Origin of the sequence: Oerskovia paurometabola, assembly GCF_016907365.1 — a bacterium.
Taxonomy (GTDB): Bacteria; Actinomycetota; Actinomycetes; order Actinomycetales; family Cellulomonadaceae; genus Oerskovia; species Oerskovia paurometabola.
Genome location: NZ_JAFBBV010000001.1, coordinates 4,058,375 through 4,082,715, shown reverse-complemented (window position 1 = coordinate 4,082,715; position 24,341 = coordinate 4,058,375). Strand labels below are relative to the sequence as shown.

The window sequence follows — 24,341 nt, the reverse complement described above, 5'->3', positions numbered from 1 at the left end:
GATCTTCTGTGATCTTGGAGACGTCGGGCGCGGCCGCCCCCGGTGCCGAACATGCGGTTGTGGTCGAGAATCCTGGGAATCTCGACCACAACCGCATGCTCGGCCGACGCCAACCGCATGCTCGGCAACCGCGAGGGCCGAGGGGCCGGGGTGAAGCGGCAGCAGCGCTCGGTGGTGCCCGGTGCTGCTCAGTGCGCAGTCAGCAGTGGACCGCGCCGAGCTCCGCGAACAGTGCGCTGTTGAGGCGGAACGCCAGCTTGGCCTCCTCGACCGTCTCGGCGATCTGCTCGTCCGTGAGGTCGAGGGCGTCGAGGCGCTCGCGGTAGACGTCCTTGAAGGGCTTGGCCTTGGGGATCTCGTCGAACGTGTAGAACGCCAGGCCGTCGGGGCCGAGCCCGTAGTGGCGCTCCATCATGCGCTTGATGATCTGGCCGCCCGATAGGTCGCCGAGGTAGCGCGTGTAGGCGTGCGCCGCGTAGGCGGACAGCGACGTGCCGACCTGGAGGAGGCGGGCCACGTAGGCCTCGGTCGCGGGCAGGATGCGGATCTCGGTGGCCCAGTCGGGGCCGACGAGGAACGCGAGGTCCTTCTCGATCGAGGGTGTGCGGGTCAGCTCGTCGAACACGAGGGTCGCGCCCTGGGCGTCGTCGCGGATCTGGGCGCTGGCCTGCTCGAGCGCGCCGTAGATCGCGTACTGCTGCGCGGCGAGGTCGGTGTAGGCGGCGACATCGAGCTCGCCGCCCATGAGCTTCTCGACGAAGCCCGTGGTCTCGGCCTGCTCGTGCTCGGGGCGGGTGCCCTCGCGCAGGCGCAGCGACAGGGACGCGGGTGCGGCATCCACGGGGGGAAGGGTCTCGGCGGTCATCTCAGCGGGCTCCTGCGGTTCGTCGTGTCACGTGCACGACGTCGGCACGTGCGCCAGGGGGTCGGCGCCGGTCCGCGGTGTGTCGTGACACATCGTCATGACGTCGTGTCAGGAACGATACAACAGTGAGGTGAGGTTTACCTATGCTCTGTGGGGGAGGTCTCACGGAGTGGGCAGGCGGCGACGGAGCCTCACCGCGTGGGCAGCGCGTGCTCTGCGACGTCCTCCGGGTTGGGCAGGCCGTGCAGGAACCGGTAGCCGACGGCCGCGACGACGACAGTGAGCCCGCCCGCGACGAGCAGCGGCGTCGTGAGGTCGACGCGTGCGAGCAGCCCGCCCAGCAGCGAGCCGAGCGGCATGGTCCCCCACAGCAGCGTGCGCCACGTGCCGTGGACCCGGCCCAGCAGGTGCCCCGGGATCGCTGCCTGCCGCAGCGACATGACCAGGACGTTCCACACCGACGTCGAGCCGAACGACACCGCGAAGCACACGACCGCGACCGGGACCGTCGGGAAGAACCCCATGACCACGAGGGCAACCGGCCCGACGAAGTTCGCCGCCGCCATGACCGGGCCCGCCCCGAACCGGACCTTGAGCGGGCTCACGACCACGGCGCCGACGATCCCGCCCACGGCCCCCGAGAGCATGAACACGCCGAACCACCGCTCGGGCACGTCGAGCCGTTCGAGCACGAACAGCACGTCGGTCGCGATGGCCGCCGCGAAGAACAGCGCGATCAGGATGCTGAGGAACCACAGCGGGCGCAGCATGGGGTGGCTCATGATGAAGCGGAAGCCGTCGGTGAGCTGGCGGGCGAAGGTCGTGCGGACGGGCGCGAGCACCGCGGGATCGCCGGGCCCGTCGGGTCTGTCGGCGCGGCGCAGCCGGTTCCGGTGCGCCCGGTGGGCGCCGGCCGCCGCGGCGGGAAGGAAGAACGCGAGCACCCCCGCGACCGCGTAGGACAGGGCACCGATCCCGAGCGGGATCACGACGGCCACCGCGAACAGCGCCGACGTCAGGGGCACGGCGAGGAAGTTCTGCACCACGAGCTCGCCCGCCTCGATGCGGGAGTTGGCGCGCGGCAGGTCGGGGCGGCGCACGATCGCGGGGACGACGGCCCGGATCGCGCCGTCGTACAGCGTCTCGAGCGCGCCGTACGCGAAGATCACGACGTACAGCCACCAGATGGTCAGCGTGCCGGTCGCGAACAGCGTGAGGAGCAGGGCCGCGAGCAGGGTGCGGGCGCCGTTGGCGATCACCATGGCGTGGCGGCGGTCGATGCGGTCGAGCAGCACCCCGGACGGGATCGCGAAGAACAGCCAGGGGAGCATCGCGACGGCCGCGATGCCGGCGATGAGCAGCGGGTCGTCGGTGAGGCGGGTGGCGAGGAGCGGCGCGGCGACGCGCGCGATCCCGTCGGCCAGGCTCGAGCTGATGTTCGCCGTGAAGACGTTGGTGAAGGACCGGCCGAGCCCCCGGCGGGTGGGTTCCTCGGGGCGCCCGGGGGGCGTCGGGGTGTCGTCAGGGGGGAGCGGGGGGAGGGCTGGGGGCACCGGAAGACTCTAGGCGCCCGTCGGCGCGAGCCCGCGACGGCCCGACGGCGGAGCGCCGGCCGCGTCGGTCGGGTGCGGTCCTGCCGCGCCACGGCAGCGGATCCTGACGGCTCCGGGAGGGTTCGTCTACTGCGGGGCCGCAACAATTGTTGCGGCTTCGTAGAACCACACCCCTGGGGGAGGGCCGTGTGGCGAGCGACGACGGTGGGCGCCGGTGAGACAGGCCGAAAGCGGTCGGGACGGCGACGAGGGCACTGGCTCGCTCGGAGCGGTGAGCCGACGGCGGGAGGCGCGCTCCGTCGTCGGGCCGGGACACCGCGGCCCGCTCGCGCCGGGCGTGCGACCTATGCCGCGACGTCCTGCGTCCGGCGTGCCACGAGCGCGCTCCTGCCGCGCTTGCGCTGGGCCGCGGCGAACATCGCCATGAAGACGGCCGTGGTCACGAGCGCGGCGACCGCGTTGGCGATCGTTCCGTCGGGCGTCCCGTGCCGGTCGCCGAGCGTGACGAGCAGCGCGAGGTTCACGAGCCAGTGCACGAGGGTCGCGAGCGCGACGCGCTGCCGCACGGTTCCGCGGCCGAAGTGGCCGAGGAGCACCGACAGGGCGACGGTCGCGAGGAGGAAGCCCACGATCACGACGGGGCCGGCCGTGAAGATCTGCACGTGCCACACGCCCCACACGAGGCCCGTCACGATGCTCGCGACCAGGAGCGAGAACCGGTTCTCGAGCAGCGGCTGGAGCATGCCGCGCCACCCGATCTCCTCGCCGGCCGCACCCACGAGGTACGTGAGCGTCAGCACGACGAACGGCACGCCCGCGACGCCGTGCGCGCCTTCGAGGGGCTCACCCTGCACCAGGAGCACGGCCACGAGCACGCCCCAGTAGAGCAGGCACGCGGCGAACGCCAGGACCAGGTGAGCGACGACCTGACGGCGCGGGACGGCGTCGGGCAGGAGCGGTGCGAGGCGGCTGCGGAAGATCGCGAACGTGACCCCGGCCCCGACCGCGGGGGCGAGCTGGACGAGCGCGAGCACCGACGGGTCGATCCCCGAGGCCGGCTGGAGGAGGAGCAGCGCGCCCGACGCGACGAACGTCGCCAGGACGAACGTGAGGGTCGGGGCGAGGAAGGCGCGGGGCGCTGGGGTCGGGGCGGTCGAGGTCACGCCGCAGGCTCGCAGCCTGTTGCGCGGGGTGTCAACCCTCAGCCGGCGACGAGCTCCTGGGTGCCCACGGCCCGCAGGACGAACGCCTCGGTCGCCTCGATCGCGCGCTCGCGCTGGGCGGGGTCCTCGGGGATGAGGCGGCCCGAGAGGCACGCGTTGACGAGCTGGACCGTGGTGCCGAGGTCCTGCTCGGGGAACTCGCCGCACGCGATGCCCGCGGTGAGGATGCGGCGCAGCGTGTCCTCGACGATCACGGCGTGCTCGCGCAGGCGCTGCTGCGTACCGCGCGAGAGCACGGTGCGCAGGTCGGGTCCGGGGGCCAGGTGGAAGACGCGCTTGAGCTGCGCCTGCTGGCGGATGTAGGTGCGCAGCTGCTCGACCGGGTCGTCGACGCCTTCCAGCGCACGCTCCAGCGTCCCGACGTACTGCTCGGTCTCGTGCGTGATGAACCCCAGGAGCAGCGACTCCTTGTCGGGGAAGTGGTTGTACACCGCGGTGCGTCCCACGCCCGCCGCGGCGGCGATGTCCGCGAGGGAGATCGCGTCGAAGCCGCGGTCCATCATGAGGTTCGAGAGCGCCGCGAAGAGCTTCTGACGGGTCTGTGCGCGGTGCTCGTGGAGCGAACCGCCGATGATCTTCGGCATGCTGACATCATAGGCACTACGTGTCAGATTGCTAATTCGCGTCGTTCCGCGGCCCAGGACGCCGCGCCCCGAGCCACCTACACTGGGCCCCAGGACCGGCAGGACTCGACGAAGGCGTCGAAGGAGGCGATCATGACCGACCCCACGGCCGTGAGCGCCGCGCACGCCGCCTTCCTGAGCACGGGAGCGCTCCCGCCCGGCGTCCGCCCCCTCGTCGCCGCGTCGTGGCGGCGCAGCGCCCGCAGCGGCGTCGACCCCGACGTCCCGCACCCCGACGTGTCCATGTCGGACGCCGACCTCGGCCCCTACCGCGCCCGGCACCCGCTCGCGCGCGCCATGCCGATCGTGCGCGACCTCCTCGTCGCGGGGCTCGCGGGGGAGAGCGCGGTCGTCGCGATGACCGACGACGCCGGCCGGTTGCTGTGGGTCGAGGGCAGCGCCAGCGTGCGCGACGACGTCGGACGCATCGGCTTCGTCGAGGGCGCGGTGTGGCGCGAGGAGCGCGTGGGGACCAACGCACCCGGCACGGCCCTCGCGACGGGCCGTCCCGTCCAGGTCCTCGGTGCCGAGCACTTCACACGCCCCGTCCAGTCGTTCAACTGCGCGGCCGCCCCCGTGCGAGACCTGCGCACGGGGCGCATCCTCGGGGTCCTCGACGTCACGGGCGGCCAGGTCGCGGCGTCAGGCCTCGTGCTGTCCCTCGTGCGCGCCTCGGTCGCCGCGGTCGAGCGCGAGCTCGCCGAGCGGTCCGAGCAGTTCGAGCAGAGTGCCGCCGGCTCGCCGATCGGCCCCTTCGCGCCGCGCCTCGACGTGCTGGGCGTGTCCAACGGGGTGCTCCGCGCCGCGGCGGGCGCAGCAGCGGGCTGGCCCGCACCGGGCACCTACGCGTCCGCGCCCGACGGCGGCACGCACGCTGCGCCGTCGGGCCGGCTGAGCCTTCGCCACAGCGAGATCCTGCTGCTGCTCGCCGCGTCGCCGCGGGGGCTCGGCGCCGACGAGCTGGCCGTCCTGCTGCACCCCGGCGAGCTGTCCGACGTGACGGTGCGCGCGGAGGTGTCGCGGCTGCGGCGGGCCGTCGGGCCGTTGCTGGGCGGGTCGCGGCCCTACCGGCTCGGGGCGCCGCTGCGCACCGACCTCGACACCGTGCGGGACCTCCTCGCCGCGGGCGACGTCCACGCCGCGCTCACCGCGTACCCGGGCCCGGTGCTGCCGCGGTCGGTCGCGCCGGGCGTCGAGCGGCTGCGCGACGAGCTGTCGGCCGAGGTGCGCGGGGCGGTCGTCGCGTCGGGCGACGTCGGGGTGCTGGGGCGCTGGCTCGCGAGCGACGAGGGCGCCGACGACCACGCGGCGTGGCGCCGGCTCGCGGCGCTCGCGGCCCCCGGGACCCCGGCGGCGGCCCGGGCCCGCGCGCGCCTCGCGCTGCTGGACCGCTCGCTGCGCTGACGCCGGGATCGTTCTGACACCGTGACTGCAACCCTCCTGCAACCCTGCGCTGCGTAACGTCCGGTGCACCCGGGCGCAACGGTGCGCCCCGGGATGTGGATCGCGCCGGACGGCGGGCAGACGGCAGGCGGCGGGCCACGCACGGCACAGAGCACTGCAAGGAGGCAGACGCACATGACCGTCTACGCTGCCCCGGGCACCCCCGGAGCCATCGCCGAGTACAAGTCTCGCTACGACCACTGGATCGGCGGCGAGTACGTCGCCCCGGCGAGCGGCCGCTACTTCGAGAACCCGAGCCCCGTCACGGGCCGCACCTTCACCGAGGTCGCGCGCGGCACGGCCGAGGACATCGACCGCGCCCTGGACGCCGCGCACGGCGCCGCCCGGACCTGGGGGAAGACGACCGCGACCGAGCGCGCCGTGATCCTCAACAAGATCGCCGACCGCATGGAGGCGAACCTCGAGAAGATCGCGGTCGCCGAGACGTGGGAGAACGGCAAGCCCGTGCGCGAGACCCTCGCCGCGGACATCCCCCTCGCGATCGACCACTTCCGCTACTTCGCGGGCGCGATCCGGGCCCAGGAGGGGTCGATCTCCGAGATCGACGAGGACACCATCGCCTACCACTTCCACGAGCCGCTGGGCGTGGTCGGGCAGATCATCCCGTGGAACTTCCCCATCCTCATGGCGGTGTGGAAGCTGGCCCCGGCGCTCGCTGCGGGCAACTGCGTGGTCCTCAAGCCCGCCGAGCAGACGCCCGCGTCGATCCTGTTCCTGATCGACATCATCGGGGACCTGCTGCCGCCGGGCGTCCTCAACGTGGTCAACGGGTTCGGGGTCGAGGCAGGCAAGCCGCTCGCGTCGAGCCCCCGCATCCGCAAGATCGCGTTCACGGGCGAGACCACGACGGGCCGGCTCATCATGCAGTACGCGAGCCAGAACATCATCCCGGTCACGCTCGAGCTGGGCGGCAAGTCGCCCAACCTGTTCTTCGAGGACGTCGCGCGCGAGAAGGACGACTTCTACGACAAGGCGCTCGAGGGGTTTACGATGTTCGCCCTCAACCAGGGCGAGGTGTGCACGTGCCCGTCGCGTGCGCTCATCCAGACGTCGATCTACGACCAGTTTTTGGGCGACGCGATCGAGCGGACCCGGGCCGTGAAGCAGGGCAACCCCCTGGACACCGAGACCATGATCGGCGCGCAGGCGTCGAACGACCAGCTCGAGAAGATCCTCAGCTACATCGACATCGGCAAGGCCGAGGGGGCCAAGGTCCTCACGGGCGGCACCCGGGCCGAGATGAGCGGCGACCTCGCGGGCGGCTACTACGTGACGCCGACGATCTTCGAGGGCAAGAACTCGATGCGCATCTTCCAGGAGGAGATCTTCGGGCCCGTCGTCGCGGTCACGGACTTCGCGGACTTCGACGACGCGATCACGGTCGCGAACGACACCTTGTACGGCCTGGGTGCGGGCGTGTGGTCGCGCGAGGCCAACATCGCCTACCGCGCGGGCCGCGAGATCCAGGCGGGCCGCGTGTGGACGAACTGCTACCACGCGTACCCCGCGGCGGCCGCGTTCGGCGGGTACAAGGGCTCGGGCGTAGGCCGCGAGAACCACAAGATGATGCTCGACCACTACCAGCAGACCAAGAACCTCCTGGTCAGCTACTCGGCCACGAGGCTCGGCTTCTTCTAGGCCGTGCCCGCCGTCGTGGGCGGGGCCAGAAAGCACGGCCCCGCCCGCTCGTCCAGTCAGCGGCTCCGCCGTCCAGTCCGCCACGAGGGGAGAAGGATCATGCCCGACGACGTCACGTCCGGCCCGCAGGTCACCGCACCCGGGGCGGTGGGGTCCTCGCCCGGCCGGGTGCTGCCCGAGCGGGTGGCGCTGACCCCCGCCGCGGCCGAGCTGCTCGCCCGCCTGCGGGTCCAGTACGGCGAGCTCATGTTCCACCAGTCCGGGGGGTGCTGCGACGGGTCGTCACCCATGTGCTACCCGCAGGGCGAGTTCCTCACGTCGGAGGCCGACGTGCACCTGGGCGACCTGGTCGTCGTCGACTCGTTCTCGGAGCTCGCGGAGCCCGAGCTGGCAGACGTCGCGCTGAGCGGCCCCGCGGGTCCGCTGGGTGCCGGGATCGTGCTCGACGGGGGCGCGGACGCCGTCGACCTCGCGGGGCCGACGTTCACCGTGCCGTTCTGGATGAGCCGCAGCCAGTTCGAGTACTGGAGCCACACGCACCTGACGGTCGACGTGGTGCCGGGGCGCGGCTCGGGGTTCAGCGTCGAGGCGCCCGAGGGCGTGCGGTTCATCATCCGGTCCCGGCTCTTCTCGGACGAGGAGTCGGCGGCGCTCGCGGGCCAGGTGCTCTGAGGTCCTGTCAGGACGCGCGTGGTCCCGGGGGCTCGCCGGTTCTGGCACGTGCGACCGCGGCGAGGATCACCCGCCGTGCGCTGCACCCGGCCCGCCACCCCGTGGCAGTGTTCGGACCATGAGCAGCGAACGGTTCCGACCATGACCACCGACACGCAGCCGCGACCCCGCGTCCCCGGCAAGGTCGTCCTCGCGTGCCTCGCCGCGGCGCTCGGCGGGCTGCTGTTCGGGTTCGACACCTCGGTCGTGAACTCGGCGGTCGGTGCGCTCAGCGAGCACTTCGAGCTGAGCGCGAGCCTGCGCGGCATGGTGGCCTCGCTCTCGCTGCTCGGGTGCGCGGTGGGTGCGTGGTTCGCCGGGTCGGTGTCCGAGCGTCTGGGGCGCGTGCGCGTCATGCTGCTCTCCGCGCTGCTGTTCGGCCTCTGCGCGGTGGCTGCTGCGTTCGCCCCGTCGGTGGGCGTGCTCCTGCCCGTGCGCTTCCTCGCGGGCGTGGGGATCGGCGCGGCGTCGGTCATGGCCCCCGCGTACATCGCCGAGATCGCGCCGCCGCGCTCTCGCGGTCGCCTCGGCGGGCTGCAGCAGCTCTTCATCACGATCGGGATCTTCGTGGCCCTCGCGGTCGGGCTGGCGATGTCGCGCGCGGCCGGGGGAGCGGTGCACGACCTCTGGGCGGGCATTCCCGCGTGGCGGTGGATGTTCCTGGCCGAGCTCGTCCCCGCAGCGCTGTACGGGCTTGCGGCCCTGCGACTGCCCGAGTCGCCTCGCTACCTCGTGGGCCGTGGTCGCGAGATCGAGGCCCAGCGCGTCCTGCAGGGGTTCACCGGCCTCGGCGACGACGAGGTGGACGAGGAGGTCGACCGCCTTCGCGCCTCGATCGGGGCGCACGCCACGTCCTCGCTCCGGGACCTCCGCGGCCCGGCCCTGGGGCTTCGGCCCATCGTGTGGATCGGCCTGGGCGTCGCTGCCCTCATCCAGCTCAGCGGCATCAACGCCGTGTTCGTCTACTCGACGTCGCTGTGGGAGTCGGTCGGCTTCACCGAGTCCGAGGCCCTGACGATGTCGCTCGTGACGGCCGGCGTCAACATCGCGGTCACGGTCGTGGCGATCGGGCTCGCGGACCGGTTCGGGCGCCGGCCCATGCTCGCGGCCGGGTCCGTGGGCATGGCGGTCGCGCTCGCGGTGACCGCGTTCGCGTTCGGGCAGGCGACGACGTCGGCCTCGGGCGAGCTGGTCTTCCCGATGGCGTGGGCGATGACGGCGCTCGTCGCGGTCAACCTCATGGTCGTCTCGTTCGGGCTCACGTGGGGCCCCCTCGGCTGGGTGCTGCTCGGGGAGATGTTCCCGCCCGCGATCCGGGCGACGGCGCTGGCGGTCGCGACGGCCGTGCAGTGGTTCGTGAACTACGCCGTGACGCGGTCGTTCCCCGTGGTCAGCGAGGCGTGGGGGCTGCCCGCGACCTACGGGACCTTCGCCGCCGTCTCGGCGTTCGCGGTGTTCTTCGTGCTGCGGTTCCTCCCGGAGACCAAGGGACGGTCCCTCGACCAGATGGGCGACGGGGCCCGGGCAGCATGACGTTCAGGACATCACCCTGTCGTACTCTTCCCAGGGGTCGCCAGCGGCTCGTAGCGTTGAAGCCGAGACCGGGGAGGACCGATGTTCACGCAGGTCGTCGTGCACCGTCCGCGCCCCGAGTTCCGCGACGTGACGCTCGCCTACCTCCAGCAGGCTGCCCTCGTCACGCGGTCGATCACCGGGCTCGTACAGGCAGCGGTGTGGTCCGAGGGCGACGAGGAGCGGCTGGTCCTCACGACGACCTGGGAGTCGTCGGAAGCCTTCACCGCGGGCGAGGACGCGTTGTTCGACCTGTTCCGGAGCGTGCCGTTCGAGGAGTGGATGCTCGAGCCGCTCGACGTCCTCCTCCTCGACGAGATCCCGCCACCCGCCCCGCAGGAGTGAGGCCCACGGGATGGACCGGGGGTTCCGCGCCGCGCGACGGGGCCCTAGCATCCCGGCATGACGACGCCTCAGCAGCCCGGCCCGGCCGACCCCTCCGGCATCACCCCTGACACCAAGGACTGGACCTGGGTCCTGGACCGCCCGTGCCCCGAGTGCGGGTTCGAGTCGGGGACGGTCGACCCGGACAGGGTGGGGCCTACGGTCCGTGCGACGATCCCGCGCTGGCTGGACGTGCTGGCTCGCCCCGACGTCGCGGTGCGCCCCGACGAGCGCACGTGGTCCCCGCTCGAGTACGCGGCGCACGTGCGGGACGTGTTCGGCATCTTCGACGTGCGTCTCGCGTCGATGGTCGAGGGCGACGACCCGCTGTTCGCGAACTGGGACCAGGACGCGGCGGCGCTCGCGGGCGACTACGAGCACCAGGACCCGCAGCTCCTCGCCCGGGAGATCGAGATCGCGGGCGACCGGGTCGCGGGGCGGTTCGACGCCGTCGGGCCCGACGACTGGGAGCGGCCCGGCCGCCGGTCGAACGGCTCGGTCTTCACGGTGCGCACCCTGGGCCAGTACTTCCTGCACGACGTCGTCCACCACCTGCACGACGTCGGCGCCCCCACCTCCTGACCCGAGCCCGGCGCCCGCACCCGACCCACGCCCGTAACCTCCCGGCATTCTGCGCGGTCCTCGGGGCGCCTAGCGTCACGTCATGACGCTTCCTCCGACGGGGTGGGTCCCCGACCTGTACCGCAGTGACCACCTGCTCGCGCTGCCGCGTTCGCGCGGCGTCGCGCGTCCGGGGATCGAGGTGCTCGCGCGAGCCTGGTTCCCGGAGGCGGGTTGGGTGAGCGAGCCGACGAGCGGCCCGGCGGAGCGACCCATGGCGGGCGCACGCTTCCGCGGCGTGGTGCCCGACGACGTCCGTCGCCCCGGGGTGCTCCGGCTCACCGAGGGCGTCGAGGTCGTCGGGCCGTTCGTGGTGCTGTCGCCCGGCGCGCAGGACCTGGGCCTGGCCTCCTCGGCCGCGGAGGTGTGGGCGGTCCGGGTCGCGCGCTCCTCGCGGGGGCGGGTGCCGCTCGACACCGAGGACCGCGACGGCCTCGGTCGGGTCTTCGCGACGGGCCTGCCCGACGACCTGGAGCTGCGGGTCGTGCGGTGGGCGGTCGCGGCGGCACGCAAGGTCGGCGGCAGCGTCGCGGTGGACGGGACGCAGGTGCTCACGCCGGACCCGGCCCGGGGGGTGGACCTGACGGTGTTCAGCGCGCACGCGCTCACGCCCGACTCGGCCCTGGGGGTGCTGCGGACCTTCGTCCCGGGCGCGCGCGTGGCGGCGGTCGAGGAGCGGGAGGACAGCCTGGTCGACTTCGTGCTGGTCGGGGAGACGGCGTACGACGGCGCGGTGAAGGTCGTGGTGCAGAAGGTGGACAGGGTGCCGGCGGCGTTGGCGCCGCTCGACTGGCGCGAGTACGGCCCGTTCGCGTACCGGCTGCTGTGGCTCCCGACGGACGTCTACGAGCTGGAGGTCGAGGAGCCGTCGGGGCTGCACCTCATCGCTCGGGCACGCATGCGGGCGTCGCTCGCCCGCCTCGCGGCCGTGCTGCAGGGCCGGGTCCAGGGCGTCCTGGTCGACGACGGCGGCTTCGAGGTGTCCGCGGCGGAGGTCGAGGAACGCATCGCAGCGGAGAGCACGGCGAGGTTCTGGGTGTGAACAGCCCCCAGAGTTATCCACAGATTCTGTGCACAAGCCTGTGGGTGGCGACGTGAGGACGGTGTTCTCGTTGTGGACGAACCTGTGGTGAACGAGCCCGCCGAAAAAGGGTCCGTCGACCTCTTGCACGGTCGGCCCGAGCAGGACTAGAAACGTCACTATCGGCTTCGAAGGGTAAGGCAGCAGCCCCCAACGACGCCCTCCCGTACGGGAGGACGGACCGGCAAGGACGCTGGAACCACATCCCCCGAGAGCCCCAGGCTGACCGGAGAACGGTGAGACGTCCCGCGGGTCCCAACAACCCCGGGCTGCGGGTGACGACGCAGGTCCCGACCGGAACCGGAAGGCCGATCGTGAGAGGCGCCTTCCAGGAGAACAGGACGAGCACCCGCTCGTCCTGGGGAGGGCGCCGAGCCGCGACGTCGACGCGGAGCCCGGCCGGACCGTCAGGTCCGGCCGTCTCAGGGCACACGGTCATCAGCGAGGCTCCCGGCCCCCGCCGGGAGCCTCGCTGAGTACCCGGGTGACGCCAGGCCTAGGCTCGTCCCATGAGCAACCTCGAGACCCGGCCCCGCGAAGAGGTGTGTGCGGCGGGAAGCCACGCTGCGCCGTCGGGCACCCCTGTGGACGGAGCGCCCGCCGACCGCACGCCCGTCGAGATCCTCGACCACCGCCAGGTCCCGCTCGGTGGGACCCGCGCCATGGACGTGCGCCGCACGCTTCCGCAGCGCGTGCGCTCGCTCGTGGGGGCATGGTGCTTCCTGGACCACTACGGGCCCGACGACGTCCGCGCCTCCGACGGCATGCAGGTCCCGCCGCACCCGCACACGGGCCTCCAGACCGTGAGCTGGCTGTTCGACGGCGAGATCCTGCACCGCGACTCGGTCGGCTCGTTGCAGACCGTGCGGCCGGGCGAGCTCAACCTCATGACGGCCGGACGCGGCATCTCGCACTCGGAGGAGTCGCCCGCGGGCGTGCGCCCGCCCCTGCTGCACGGTGTGCAGCTCTGGGTCGCGCTGCCGGGGGACCGGCTCGGGGACGAGCCCTTCTTCGAGCACCACGGCGACCTGCCCGCGTGGAGCGGGGCCGGAGGCGAGCGGGTCCAGGTGCTCGTGGGTTCGCTGAGCGTGGGCGGTGTCGCGCTGCGGTCGGCCGCGACGGTCTTCACGCCGCTCGTCGGGGCGCAGGTCGACCTGCCCGCGGGCGCGTCGGTCGAGATCGAGGTGGACCCGGGGTTCGAGCACGCGCTGCTCGTCGACACGGGAGACGCGTCGTTCGAGGGCGTGACCGTGCCAGTCGCGTCGCTCGGCTACGTCGAGCCCGGCCGCTCGGTCGTGACCGTCTCGGCGGGAACCTCGCCCGTGCGGGCCGTGCTGATCGGCGGCGAGCCGTTCGCCGAGGAGATCGTCATGTGGTGGAACTTCGTGGGCCGCTCGCACGACGACGTCGCGGCGGCGCGTGCGGACTGGATGGCGCAGGTCGAGGTCGCCCGGGGCGACGGGGCGGAGATGCCCGGAGCGGGCGGTCCCGAGGTCCCCGTGCCCGGGGACGGCGGCACGCACTACGCCGCAGGGGCGTCGGGCCGAAGGTTCGGGCAGGTCCTCGGGTACGACGGCGGGCCGCTGCCCGCCCCGGTGCTGCCGGACGTGCGGCTCAAGCCGCGCAGACGGCCGGCCTGAGGGCGCCGACGACCTACCGCTTGGTACCCGGCCGTTCCGACGGGTCCCACCCCGGCCGCGGCTCGCGGGACGCCACGGACGCGTCGCGCGAGCGGTACACGATGTAGGGCCGGAAGATGTACGGCACGGGTGCCGAGAACGCGTGCACGAGCCGCGTGAAGGGCCACAGGATGAACAGCAGGTTCGCGGCGACGATGTGGAGCTGGAACGCCGCGGGCACGCCTTCCATGAGCGCGGGCTGGGGCTGGAAGTACCAGAGGGACCTGAACCACGGCGAGATGGTCTCGCGGTAGTTGTACCCGTGGTTCTCGGCGAGGAGCTGGGTCTGGACGGTCGCCCACGCGCCGAGCAGGATCGATGCGGCGAGGAACACGTACATGACCTTGTCCATGCGCGTGGTCGCGAGGAACACGGGCCCGGTGGTCCGCCGCCGGTAGACGAGGATGAGCAGCCCGGCGACGAGCGCGAGGGCCGCGAGCGAGCCCATGTAGGTGGCCACGAAGTGGTACGCGCCCTCGTCGATCCCCACGGCCTCGGTCCAGGTCTCGGGGATCACGAGCCCCAGGACGTGGCCGAGGATGACGAACAGCAGGCCGAAGTGGAACAGCGGCGACCCGAGCCGCAGGAGCTTCTTCTCGTAGAGCTCGCTCGACCGCGTGGTCCACCCGAACTTGTCGTAGCGGTACCGCCACACGGACCCGACGACGAACACCGCGAAGGTCACGTAGGGGAAGACGACCCACAGCAGGATGTCGCCCGTGCTCGCTCCGGTCATCGTCGTACCTCCTCGGGCGGCGCCCCTGCGGGGGCGAACGGTTCGAGCGGCCCCATGGCCGACAGCCCGACCATCTCGGTCGGCGGGCCCGACGTCACGAGCTCGAGGTACCGGCGCTCGGTCTCGGCGTCGAGCGGGGGCAGGGTCAGGCACACGGCCTCGACCACGAGCGCGTACGGGCTGGCCATCGCGGCGAGGGCAGAGCGCAGCACCTCGATGCCCTGGCGGTGCGAGCCGAGCAGCCCCGCGGCGATGCGCTCCTCGTCGCGCGTGGTCGCGCGCGCGGAGAACTCGAGGGCCATGGGGAGGTAGTCGGGCAGCTCCTCGCCGTCGACCTCCCACCCGGCGGCCCGGTAGGCCTGCACGAACCGCACGAGCGCCATGCCGCGCTTCCGGGTGTCCCCGGCGGCGTAGTACGACAGGTACATCGAGCACTTGCGCTTGAGGTCGAACGTCGCGACGTAGCGCGCCTCGAGGGCGGCGGGCTCGCCGGTCTCCAGGTCGTCGAGGAACGTGTCGAGCCGCGCCTGCACGGAATCGGGAAGCTGCCCGACGACGTCGCGCACCTCGCGCGCGGCGGCGAGCGTCCCGGCGTCGGGGTAGTCGAGCAGGAGCGAGGCGGCCATGTGGGTGGTGCGCCGCTGCGCGGGCGTGGCCCGGACCGGCGTGAGGGGCTCCAGGAGGGGCGTGCGCGCCGTCGGGCGGGGCAGGAAGGTCGTCGCCGGGGACTTCGTGAACAGGCCCATCATCGGGCCGCCGTGCCGTCGCCGGACGTGTCCGGCCCGGGGCCGTCCGAGCCACCGGGAGACCCCGGCGGGAACAGGCCAGGGGGCCGGCCGTTGCCGTCCCAGTTGAGCAGGTTGACGCGCCCGGACGTCGACGGCCCGTTGGGGGAGTCGGCCGTCTGACGGGCCTGGAGCACGTGGAAGTTCTCGACCGCGACGGGCACCGGGGTCCCGCTCGACGAGCCGAACGGCCCGGCGCCGCCCATGCCGCCCATCCCGGGGCCGCCGTCGAAGTCGAGCGAGCAGCTGATCTCCTCGAGCTCGCGCGCGATCTCCTGGTGGGCGGTCGGGATGACGTAGCGGTCCTCGTACTTGGCGATCGCGAGCAGGCGGTACATCTCCTGGATCTCGGTGCCCGTCATGCCGACCGCACGGGCGACGGCCTCGTTGGGCTCGTCGCCCAGGTTGATGTCGCGCATGTAGGTGCGCATCGCGGCCAGACGGCGCAGCGTGCGCTCGACCGGCACGGTGTCGCCCGCGGTGAAGAGCCCCGCGAGGTACTCGAGCGGGATGCGGAGCTTGGAGATCGCCGCGAACAGGGTCCGCGGGTCCTCGCCGTCGTTGCCCGACGACCCGACCACGTCGACCACGGGCGACAGCGGCGGGATGTACCAGACCATGGGCATGGTCCGGTACTCGGGGTGCAGCGGCAGGGCCACGCGGTACTTCTGGATGAGCGCCCAGATGGGCGAGGCCTGCGCGGCCGCGATCCAGTCCTCGGGGATGCCCTCGGCGCGCGCGGCCTCGACGACCGCGGGGTCGTTCGGGTCGAGGAAGACCGAGCGTTGCGACTCGAGGAGGTCGTGCTCGTCCTCCACGGCTGCGGCCTCGGTCACGCGGTCCGCGTCGTACAGGACCAGGCCCAGGTAGCGCAGGCGCCCCACGCACGTCTCGGAGCAGACCGTGGGCAGGCCGACCTCGAGGCGGGGGTAGCACAGCGTGCACTTCTCGGCCTTGCCGGTCTTGTGGTTGAAGTAGACCTTCTTGTACGGGCAGCCCGTGACGCACATGCGCCACCCGCGGCACTGGTCCTGGTCCACCAGGACGATCCCGTCCTCGGCCCGCTTGTACATGGCCCCCGACGGGCACGAGGCGACGCACGCGGGGTTGAGGCAGTGCTCGCAGATGCGCGGCAGGTAGAACATGAACGTCTGCTCGAACTCCGAGGCCACGTGCTCGCTCATGTGCTGCAGGATGGGGTCGTCCTGCATGGTCTCCTTGGACCCGCCCAGGTCGTCGTCCCAGTTGGCCGACCACTCGATCTTCATGTCCTCGCCCGTCAGGAGCGACTTCGGCTTGGCGACCGGGGTGTGCGGGCCCTGCGGGGCCGAGAGCAGCATGTCGTACTCGTACGTCCACGGCTCGTAGTACTCGTGGATCGACGGGAGCTTGGGGTTGGAGAAGATCGTCGCGAGCTTCTTGGCCCGCCCGCCCGCGCGGAGCTTGAGCTTCCCGCGCCGGGTGCGGACCCAGCCGCCCTGCCACTTCTCCTGGTCCTGGTAGGTCCGGGGGTAGCCGAGACCGGGCCGCGTCTCGACGTTGTTGAACCACACGTACTCGACGCCCGTACGGTTCGTCCACGCCTGCTTGCACGTGACCGAGCACGTGTGGCACCCGATGCACTTGTCGAGGTTCATGACCATCGACATCTGAGCCATCACCCGCATCAGTACGTCACCTCCTGCGAACGACGACGGATCGTCGTGACCTCGTCGCGCTGGTTGCCCGTGGGGCCCAGGTAGTTGAACGCGAAGGCGAGCTGCGCGTAGCCGCCCACGAGGTGGCTCGGTTTGAGCAGCACCCGCGTCAACGAGTTGTGGATGCCGCCACGCAGCCCCGACGTCTCGGCGAGCGGGACGTCGATCGTGCGGTCGGTCGCGTGGTGCATGTACACCGTGCCCTCGGGCATGCGGTGCGAGACCACGGCCCGCGCCACGACCACGCCGTTGCGGTTGTACGCCTCGATCCACTCGTTGTCGCGCACCCCGATCTTGTCGGCGTCGCGCGGCGACATCCAGATGTTCGGCCCGCCGCGCGACAGCGAGAGCATGAAGAGGTTGTCCTGGTACTCCGAGTGGATGGACCACTTCGAGTGCGGCGTCAGGTACCGCACCGCGACCTCGGCCTGGCCCTCCGAGCCCGGGTAGCCGCTCGGTGAGCGGTCGCCCAGCGGCGGCGAGTCGGGGAACAGGCGGTGCATGTCGAGCGGCGGCCGGAAGACCGGCAGCTGCTCCCCGAGCTCGGTCATCCAGTCGTGGTCGAGGAAGAAGTGCTGGCGTCCCGTCAGGGTGTGCCACGGCTTGAGGCGTTCGACGTTGATCGCGAACGCGGTGTACCGCCTGCCCCCGTGCTCCGAGCCGGACCACTCCGGGGAGGTGATGACCGTCGTCGGGCGGGACTGGACGTCCGGGAACGTGACGCGCTTGCCCTGCTCGTCGCGCGCGAGGTCCGCGAGCTCGACGCCCGTGCGCTTCTCGACGTGCTCGAAGCCCTGGACCGCGAGGCGACCGTTCGTCGTGCCCGACAGCGCGAGGATCATCTCGCACGCGTGCGTGTCCTTGTCGAGCCGCGGGCGCCCCGCCGCGGGGCCCGAGGGGACGAGGCCGTTCTTCTGCCCCAGGACCCGCACCTCCTCGCCGGGCGAGAACTGCACGCCCTTGGTGACCATGCCGAGCTTCTCGGTGAGCGGTCCGAGCGAGGCCATGCGGTCCGCGAAGGCGGGGTAGTCGCGCTCGACCACGACCAGCTTGGGCATGGTCACGCCCGGGACCAGAGGACGGGACGCGGACCCCTCGCCCGAGTCGACGATCGTGCCGTGCGGTACCGACATGGCGTCGGGGGTGTCGTGCAGCAGGGGAGCGGCCACGAGGTCCTTGCGCACGCCCAGGTGCTCGACCGAGTACTCGCTGATCTTCCGCGCGATCGTGTGGAAGATGTCGAAGTCCGTGCGGGTCTGCCACGGCGGGCTGATCGCCGGGTTGAACGAGTGCACGAACGGGTGCATGTCCGTCGTGGACAGGTCGTGCTTCTCGTACCAGGTGGCCGCGGGCAGCACGACGTCCGAGAACAGCGTGGTGCTCGTCATGCGGAAGTCGAGCGTCGTGAGCAGGTCGAGCTTGCCGCGCGCGCCCTCCTCGGCCCACTCGATCGACTGCGGGCGCCGCGCGGGCGCCGACTCGTCCGCGAGCACCGCCGAGTCCGTCCCCAGCAGATGCTTGAGGAAGTACTCGTTGCCCTTGCCCGAGGACCCCAGGATGTTGGCCCGCCACACCGTGACGCAGCGCGGGAAGTTCTCGGGGGCGTCGGGCGCCTCGACCGCGAACCGGAGCGCGCCGCTGCGCAGCTCGGAGACCACGTAGTCCGCGGGGGCGACGCCCGCCGCCTCGGCCTGGTCCACGAGGTCGAGCGGGTTCCGGTCGAACGTCGGGTAGCTCGGCATCCAGCCGCGCTGCGCCGACTCGACCAGGCAGTCGGCCGTGGTCCGGCCCGCGAAGAGACCCGAGCCCAGCGGTGTCGCGAGCGCGTCCGCCGGCAGCCCGTCGTAGCGCCACTGGTCCGTGGCGACGTACCAGAACGCCGTGCCGATCATCTGGCGCGGTGGCCGCGACCAGTCCAGGCCGCCCGCGTACTGTGCCCATCCGGTGACGGGCCGACACTTCTCCTGCCCGACGTAGTGCGCCCAGCCGCCGCCGTTGACGCCCTGGCAACCCGTCATGGTCGTCAGCGCGAGCATGGCCCGGTAGATCGTGTCGGCGTGGAACCAGTGGTTCGCCCCCGCGCCCATGATGATCATCGAGCGCCCGCCCGACCGCTCGGCGTTGTCCGCGAACTCGCGACCGATCCGTGCGGCCGCCGCGGCCGGGACCCCCGTGAACTGCTCCTGCCACGCCGGGGTGCCGGGCGAGTCCGCGTCGTCGTAGCCCGAGGGCCACTCACCCGGCAGGTCCAGGTCCTCGCGGTTCACGCCGTAGCGGGCGAGCAGCAGGTCGAACACCGTGGTCACCAGGTGCCCGCCCACGCGCCGGACCGGCACGCCGCGCGTGACCGAGCCCGCGCCGCCGGTGTGCCTCCCGGTCTCGCCTTGGTCGGGGTCGGGGGACAGGTCGAAGCGCGGCAGGTCCACGCTGACGGCGGTGTGGTGGGACGCGCCGTGCGTCTCGTGCGCGGCCCCCGGGATCCCCGGAGCGCCCGCCACGCCGTCCGCGACGGACAGCAGCGGGACCACGCCCTCCAGGTCGAGGTTCCACCTGCCCTCGTCGGCCTCGCCGAACCGGTGCCCGAGCGTGCCGTTGGGGATGACGACGCCCCCGTCGGCGTCGAGCAGGACGGGCTTGAAGGCCGCGTTGGCGGCGCTCGCGGCTCCTGGCAGCACGTCGTCGCCCAGGTCGGCCGCGGTGAGGAACTTGTCCGGGACGTAGGTGATGCGTCCCGCGGTGTGAGCTCCGCCGTCGGGCCCCGACGAGGCCGACGCCGGGCTCGGCGTGAGCGTGACCAGGAACGGCGAGTCCGTGTATCTCCTCAGGTAGTCCACGAACGGCGCCGTGCGACGTTCCACGTGGAACTCCCGCAGGATGACGTGCCCCATCGCGAGCGCCAGCGCGCCGTCCGTGCCCGGGTGCACGGCGAGCCACTCGTCGGCGAACTTCGTGTTGTCGGCGTAGTCGGGCGAGACCACGATCACCTTCTGGCCGCGGTAGCGCGCCTCGGCCATGAAGTGCGCGTCGGGCGTGCGGGTCACCGGGATGTTCGAGCCCCACATGATGCAATACGACGAGTTCCACCAGTCGGCGGACTCGGGGACGTCGGTCTGGTCGCCGAACACCTGCGGGGAGGCGACCGGCAGGTCCGCGTACCAGTCGTAGAACGACAGCATCGCGCCGCCCAGCATCGAGATGAACCGTGCGCCCACGCCGTGCGAGACCATCGACATCGCCGGGATGGGCGAGAAGCCCGCGATGCGGTCCGGGCCGTACGTCTTGATCGTGTGGACGTGGGCCGCCGCGACGATCTCCGCGGCCTCCTCCCACGACGCACGCACCAGGCCGCCCTTGCCGCGCGCCTGCTTGTACGCGCGCGCCGTCTCGGGGTTCCCCGTGACCTCGGCCCACGCGCGCACGGGGTCGCCCGTGCGCGCCTTCGCGTCGCGGAAGGCCCGCAGCAGCACGCCCCGCACGTACGGGTAGCGGACCCGCGTCGGGGAGTACGTGTACCAGCTGAAGGCCGCGCCGCGCGGACAGCCGCGCGGCTCGTACTCGGGCGAGTCCGGGCCGACCGACGGGTAGTCCGTCTGCTGCGTCTCCCACGTGATGATGCCGTCCTTGACGTACACCTTCCACGAGCACGACCCGGTGCAGTTCACGCCGTGCGTCGAGCGCACCACCTTGTCGTGCGACCACCGGTCCCGGTAGAAGACGTCGCCCTCGCGACCCCCCTGGAGGAACAGCTGGCGCAGGTCCGGCGAGACCTCGCCGCGGCGCAGGTGCTTGCCGAGCCGGAGCAGGGCGTCCTCACCGCTGCCCCCCGGGGACTCAGGGCGTGGGGCGTCCGCGGCGCGGGCGTCGGTGCCCGGGCCGGGGACGGTGGACTGCGACATGCGACCTCCTGGGGCGAGCAGGACCGTGCGTGTTCGTTCGTCTGCCTCGCAGTATGCCCACGTCCCGCAGGGTTCTGCCCGGGGAGCAGGGCCACGTCGCCCGGTGCGCCCTGATTGTCTACGGTGCTCCCATGACCACGTTCGACGGGCCCCACGCCACCTTCCCCCTCGCCCACCTGCCCGTCACGGTCGTCACGGTCTCCGACCGCGGCTCGCGCGGCGAGTACGTCGACCGTTCGGGGCCGCTCCTGGTCTCGCTCCTGGAGACGGGCGGCTTCGAGCGGGTCACGTCGCGTCTGGTGCCCGACGGCGTCAGCTCGGTCCGCGACGCGCTCACCTCCGCGCTGGTCGAGGGGGCGCGGCTCGTGATCACCACGGGCGGGACGGGCATCGGCCCGCGCGACCACACGCCCGAGGGGACGGCCGAGGTCGTCGACCAGGAGCTGCCGGGCGTGGCCGAGGCGATCCGGCGACGCGGCGCGACCGTCGTGCCGAGCGCGGTGCTGTCACGGGGGATCGTGGGGACCGCCCCGGGGGCCCGTGGGCTGCGGGCGTTCGTGGTCAACCTGCCGGGTTCGCCGGGCGGTGTGCGCGACGGCTGGTCGGTGCTCGAACCGCTGCTGCCGCACGTGTTCTCGCAGCTCGCGGGCGGGGACCACTGAGGGGAAGACGTGTCGTTGAGTGCGGAGCAGTTGTCGTCGATCGGCTCTCCGGACGACAACTACTCCGCACTCAGCGGAAGGTGGGGACAGTCAGCCGCCCGCGAAAGGGGGCAGGACGTCGACCTGCTGGTCGGGCGCCAGCGCCACGCCGTGGTCGGCGGTCCGGATGCCACCCACGAGCACCGAGCAGCGCGGCAGCACGTCGGCGAGCGCGGGGTGGCGGGCGGTCATGGCCGTGAAGAGCTCCCCGACCGAGGCCCCCGGGAGGGACTCGGCCTCGAGCCCGGCGGCCTCGGCCGCACCGGCGAAGTAGCGGACCCGCGGCACGTCACGCCCTCTCGGGGGCGGCGGGCTCCACAGGGTTGTCGGCGTCCGCAGCACCGTCGACGACGACCTCGTCGAGCGTCGGCTCGACCTCCCACGCGAGTGCGAGCTCGGTGGCCCGCTCCATGGCGTCCAGACCCGGGTGGTCGGCGCCCTCCCCGGCGGACAGCCCGGCGACATAGCCCGCGATGAAGGTGGTCAGCGGGGCCGCGGGCCGCTCGACCCGGTGCGCGGCGTCGCGCGCCAGGTCCAGGATGGCCCCGATGTCCACCGCCTCGCGGTCGAGGTCGAACTCGTCGACGAGGGTGTCCACCCAGCGTTCGAGGTTGCTCATGCCGTGCCTCCCGATGGTCCGTGCGGGTCGCCAGTGCCGAACCGCGCGCGCCGCAGCGTGTACGTCTCCGCATCCTGCCACGTGTCCACGTCGGCGCTCAGACCGTCCACGTCCTCGACACGGGTGAGTTGCATCCCCGAGACGAGTCGGCGCACAGGAGCACCCGCGAGGCCGCCCTGCGCGGGGTCGCCCTCGAGCCGGGCCACGGCGTCGTCCAGCGCCTCGCGCCGGTACAGCCCGACGAGCCACTGGTCCCGCCCGTCGTGCGCGAGGTGCACGCCGTCGATCTCCCCGTGACCGGCGGCGGTGCCGGTGGCGGCCGCCACGAGCAGCGGCACGGCCTCCGCGGCCCGCGGCACGTCGCAGGCGAGGAGCAGGACCCAGGGCACTGCGCCGTCGGGCAGTGCGGCGAGGCCCGCCGCGGTCCCCGCGACCGGACCGCCGAACGGCGGGTCCTCGCGCGTGAGGACGTACGCCTCGGACGCCAGGTCGTCGGGCCCGACGACGACCGTCGCCCGGGCGTCGCGGGTCGCGGTGAGCACGTGGTCGAGCAGGCGCGCGCCCGCGACGACGAGCTGCGGCTTGGACGTGCCGAGCCGCCGCGCCCGCCCGCCCGCGAGCACGACCGCGTCGAACAGGGGCCCGCTCACACCGGGCGCACCCACTCGCCCGACTTGCCGCCCGTCTTGGACTGGAGGCGGACGTCGGTGAGCTCGACCGACTTGTCGAGCCCCTTGACCATGTCGACGACCGCGAGCCCCGCGACCGCGACCGCGGTGAGCGCCTCCATCTCGACCCCCGTGCGGTCCGCGGTGCGCACGGTCGCGCGGATCTCGACGCCGTGGTCCTGGACGTCGAGGTCTACGGCCGCGCCGTGCACCCCGATGATGTGCGCGAGCGGCAGCAGCTCGGCCGTCTTCTTGGCTCCCTGAATGCCCGCGATGCGCGCGACCGCGAGCACGTCGCCCTTGGGGACCTCGCCGGACCGCAGCGCCGCGACGATGTGCGGACCGCACCGGACGACGCCGGTCGCGGTCGCGGAACGGACGGTCGGCTGCTTGAGGGTGACGTCGACCATGCGGGCGTGGCCGCGCTCGTCGAGGTGGGTGAACTCGCTCATGCGATCACCATGACACGCACGACCTCGCCCGGCCCAACCGCCTCGACCTCGGGCGGTACGACCGCGATCGCGTCGGCCCGGGTCAGGGCCGAGACGTGGTGCGCGCCGGGCCCGACCGGTGCGACGCCGTCGGCCCCGACGAAGCGCACCGGGAGGAACTGCTGCCGCCCCGCGGGGGAGCGCCAGCCCTCGGCGGCGACGCGCTCGACGAGCGGCTCGACGGGCTCCGGGTGGCCCGCGAGGCGGCGCACCGCCGGGCGCACGAACGCCCGGAACGACACGTACGCGCTCACCGGGTTCCCGGGCACGCCGAGCAGGGGAGTGCCGCGCCAGCGTGCGGCGGCCTGCGGCTTGCCGGGCTGCATCCCGACCGCGACGAGCCGCACCTCCGAAGCCCCGTGATCCTCGCCGTACGGGCCGGACAGGACCTCCTTGACGACGTCGAACGCGCCCGCGCTGACTCCGCCCGAGGTGACGATCAGGTCCACGTGGGGGGCGACGTCGTCGAGCACCGCGCGCAGCGCCTCGGCCGTGTCCGGGACCGCGCCCACGCGCACCGGCACGCCGCCCGCGTCGCGCACGCACGCCGCGAGCAGGAGCGAGTTGGAGTCGGGGATCTGGCCCGGACCGGGGGCGGTGCCGAACGGCACGAGCTCGCTGCCCGTCGAGAGGACCGCGACGCGAGGGACGCGGTGCACCGGAAGGGTCGCGTGCCCTGCCGAGGCTGCGGCCGAGACGAGCCGCGGGGTCGTCGTGGCGCCCGCCGCGGCGACGAGGTCGCCGACCGCGACGTCCTCGGCGCGGCGGCGGACGTTGGGCCTGGACGGCTCGTAGACCTCGATCCGCTCCTCCAGCGGGGCACCGGGTACGAAGCGTCGCGTCGAGGTCCGCTCCACGGGCACGACGACGTCGCACCCGTCCGGCACCGGGGCGCCGGTCATGATGCGGACGGCTTCGCCGGGGGCGCCCAGGCCGGACGACGGGCCGCCGGGGGCGGCGGAGGGTGCCGCCGCGATGTCGCCCACGACGCGCAGCGTGACGGGGGAGTCCGGGGTCGCGGCCGAGAGGTCCGCGCCGCGCAGCGCGTACCCGTCCATGGCCGAGGCGTCGAAGCGCGGGACGTCCAGGAGGGAGCGGACGTCGTGGGCCAGCACGCGCCGGGCGGGGGCGGCGGTCGCGAGCTCGTCGAGGGGGACCTGCTCGGGGGACGACGGCGAGACCAGCGCGAGGACGTGGTCGCGGTACTCGTCGACCGTCGTCCCGGCCGGTGCGGGGCCGTCGCCCGCACGGGGCGACCCGTCAGGACGCGGCCGGTCCACGGGTGCTTGCGACGGCTGGTCCAGGGCGTGGGGGTCCATGGGGACACCGTAGGC

General features: G+C 72.8%; 22 protein-coding genes. 9 read left to right on the top strand and 13 right to left on the bottom strand.

The annotated features are described in order from the left end of the window. Nucleotides 1–199: 199 nt before the first annotated feature. The 4 genes from JOD48_RS18195 to JOD48_RS18180 form a co-directional block, all read right to left on the bottom strand. A complete protein-coding gene (locus JOD48_RS18195) occupies nucleotides 200–865 on the bottom strand; it encodes a biliverdin-producing heme oxygenase (RefSeq protein WP_191790230.1) in 666 nt (221 codons plus the stop codon). Between the two features lie 191 nt (nucleotides 866–1,056). Further along, on the bottom strand, nucleotides 1,057–2,418 hold the full coding sequence (locus JOD48_RS18190) for an MFS transporter (protein WP_191790231.1): 1,362 nt from the start codon (nucleotides 2,416–2,418) through the stop codon (nucleotides 1,057–1,059). Between the two features lie 344 nt (nucleotides 2,419–2,762). After that, nucleotides 2,763–3,581, bottom strand: a complete 819-nt coding sequence (locus JOD48_RS20265) for a CPBP family intramembrane glutamic endopeptidase (protein ID WP_204810008.1) — start codon at nucleotides 3,579–3,581, stop codon at nucleotides 2,763–2,765. Nucleotides 3,582–3,619: 38 nt separating this feature from the next. Then, nucleotides 3,620–4,225 (bottom strand): TetR/AcrR family transcriptional regulator, encoded by a 606-nt coding sequence (locus JOD48_RS18180; protein WP_056644728.1) that lies wholly within the window; start codon nucleotides 4,223–4,225, stop codon nucleotides 3,620–3,622. 132 nt (nucleotides 4,226–4,357) lie between these two features. On the opposite strand from JOD48_RS18180, the gene JOD48_RS18175 reads away from it, so the two are divergent. From JOD48_RS18175 to JOD48_RS18140, 8 genes are all read left to right on the top strand, one after another. Continuing rightward, a complete protein-coding gene (locus JOD48_RS18175; protein WP_204810007.1) occupies nucleotides 4,358–5,668 on the top strand; it encodes a sigma-54-dependent transcriptional regulator family protein in 1,311 nt (436 codons plus the stop codon). Between the two features lie 174 nt (nucleotides 5,669–5,842). Then, on the top strand, nucleotides 5,843–7,366 hold the full coding sequence (gene adh, locus JOD48_RS18170; RefSeq protein WP_191790234.1) for an aldehyde dehydrogenase: 1,524 nt from the start codon (nucleotides 5,843–5,845) through the stop codon (nucleotides 7,364–7,366). Between the two features lie 99 nt (nucleotides 7,367–7,465). Next, on the top strand, nucleotides 7,466–8,038 hold the full coding sequence (locus tag JOD48_RS18165; protein WP_204810006.1) for a DUF779 domain-containing protein: 573 nt from the start codon (nucleotides 7,466–7,468) through the stop codon (nucleotides 8,036–8,038). A 141-nt stretch (nucleotides 8,039–8,179) separates the two neighbouring features. Beyond that, on the top strand, nucleotides 8,180–9,610 hold the full coding sequence (locus JOD48_RS18160; protein WP_204810005.1) for a sugar porter family MFS transporter: 1,431 nt from the start codon (nucleotides 8,180–8,182) through the stop codon (nucleotides 9,608–9,610). An 81-nt stretch (nucleotides 9,611–9,691) separates the two neighbouring features. Further along, a complete protein-coding gene (locus JOD48_RS18155) occupies nucleotides 9,692–9,994 on the top strand; it encodes an antibiotic biosynthesis monooxygenase (RefSeq protein WP_191790237.1) in 303 nt (100 codons plus the stop codon). A gap of 57 nt (nucleotides 9,995–10,051) precedes the next feature. After that, nucleotides 10,052–10,615: a DinB family protein gene (locus tag JOD48_RS18150; RefSeq protein WP_204810004.1), complete on the top strand. Its 564-nt coding sequence runs from the start codon at nucleotides 10,052–10,054 to the stop codon at nucleotides 10,613–10,615. A gap of 82 nt (nucleotides 10,616–10,697) precedes the next feature. Next, entirely contained in the window at nucleotides 10,698–11,696 is a 999-nt protein-coding gene (locus JOD48_RS18145) for a hypothetical protein (RefSeq protein ID WP_204810003.1), read from the top strand. A gap of 548 nt (nucleotides 11,697–12,244) precedes the next feature. After that, on the top strand, nucleotides 12,245–13,375 hold the full coding sequence (locus JOD48_RS18140; protein WP_204810002.1) for a pirin family protein: 1,131 nt from the start codon (nucleotides 12,245–12,247) through the stop codon (nucleotides 13,373–13,375). A gap of 13 nt (nucleotides 13,376–13,388) precedes the next feature. Here JOD48_RS18140 and narI read toward each other — a convergent pair whose 3' ends face one another. From narI to JOD48_RS18120, 4 genes are read right to left on the bottom strand one after another with little or no spacing between them, the layout of a single operon-like run. Continuing rightward, entirely contained in the window at nucleotides 13,389–14,150 is a 762-nt protein-coding gene (narI, locus tag JOD48_RS18135; RefSeq protein ID WP_204810001.1) for a respiratory nitrate reductase subunit gamma, read from the bottom strand. Then, complete coding sequence (gene narJ, locus JOD48_RS18130) at nucleotides 14,147–14,899, bottom strand: nitrate reductase molybdenum cofactor assembly chaperone (protein ID WP_239527488.1); 753 nt, start codon at nucleotides 14,897–14,899, stop codon at nucleotides 14,147–14,149. Before narJ ends, narI begins: the two co-directional genes overlap by 4 nt. Then, nucleotides 14,896–16,602: a nitrate reductase subunit beta gene (narH, locus tag JOD48_RS18125; RefSeq protein ID WP_191790246.1), complete on the bottom strand. Its 1,707-nt coding sequence runs from the start codon at nucleotides 16,600–16,602 to the stop codon at nucleotides 14,896–14,898. The genes narJ and narH overlap by 4 nt, the downstream gene beginning before the upstream one ends. Continuing rightward, complete coding sequence (locus JOD48_RS18120; protein WP_204810000.1) at nucleotides 16,602–20,528, bottom strand: nitrate reductase subunit alpha; 3,927 nt, start codon at nucleotides 20,526–20,528, stop codon at nucleotides 16,602–16,604. Before JOD48_RS18120 ends, narH begins: the two co-directional genes overlap by 1 nt. A 131-nt stretch (nucleotides 20,529–20,659) precedes the next feature. Between JOD48_RS18120 and JOD48_RS18115 the strand changes: the two genes are divergently transcribed. Beyond that, nucleotides 20,660–21,190, top strand: coding sequence for a MogA/MoaB family molybdenum cofactor biosynthesis protein (locus JOD48_RS18115; protein WP_191790248.1), 531 nt, complete (start codon nucleotides 20,660–20,662; stop codon nucleotides 21,188–21,190). A 90-nt stretch (nucleotides 21,191–21,280) separates the two neighbouring features. On the opposite strand, the gene JOD48_RS18110 is transcribed toward JOD48_RS18115, so the two are convergent. From JOD48_RS18110 to JOD48_RS18090, 5 genes are read right to left on the bottom strand one after another with little or no spacing between them, the layout of a single operon-like run. Continuing rightward, complete coding sequence (locus tag JOD48_RS18110) at nucleotides 21,281–21,517, bottom strand: MoaD/ThiS family protein (protein ID WP_204809999.1); 237 nt, start codon at nucleotides 21,515–21,517, stop codon at nucleotides 21,281–21,283. A gap of 1 nt (nucleotide 21,518) precedes the next feature. After that, nucleotides 21,519–21,848 (bottom strand): DUF6457 domain-containing protein, encoded by a 330-nt coding sequence (locus JOD48_RS18105; protein WP_204809998.1) that lies wholly within the window; start codon nucleotides 21,846–21,848, stop codon nucleotides 21,519–21,521. Continuing rightward, nucleotides 21,845–22,498 (bottom strand): molybdenum cofactor guanylyltransferase, encoded by a 654-nt coding sequence (gene mobA / locus JOD48_RS18100; RefSeq protein WP_307824248.1) that lies wholly within the window; start codon nucleotides 22,496–22,498, stop codon nucleotides 21,845–21,847. Before mobA ends, JOD48_RS18105 begins: the two co-directional genes overlap by 4 nt. Further along, nucleotides 22,495–22,968 carry a cyclic pyranopterin monophosphate synthase MoaC gene (moaC, locus tag JOD48_RS18095; protein ID WP_191796781.1) on the bottom strand — a complete coding sequence of 158 codons (474 nt, stop codon included), beginning with the start codon at nucleotides 22,966–22,968 and terminating at the stop codon, nucleotides 22,495–22,497. The genes mobA and moaC overlap by 4 nt, the downstream gene beginning before the upstream one ends. Next, complete coding sequence (locus JOD48_RS18090) at nucleotides 22,965–24,326, bottom strand: molybdopterin molybdotransferase MoeA (RefSeq protein WP_204809997.1); 1,362 nt, start codon at nucleotides 24,324–24,326, stop codon at nucleotides 22,965–22,967. The genes moaC and JOD48_RS18090 overlap by 4 nt, the downstream gene beginning before the upstream one ends. Nucleotides 24,327–24,341 lie beyond the last annotated feature (15 nt).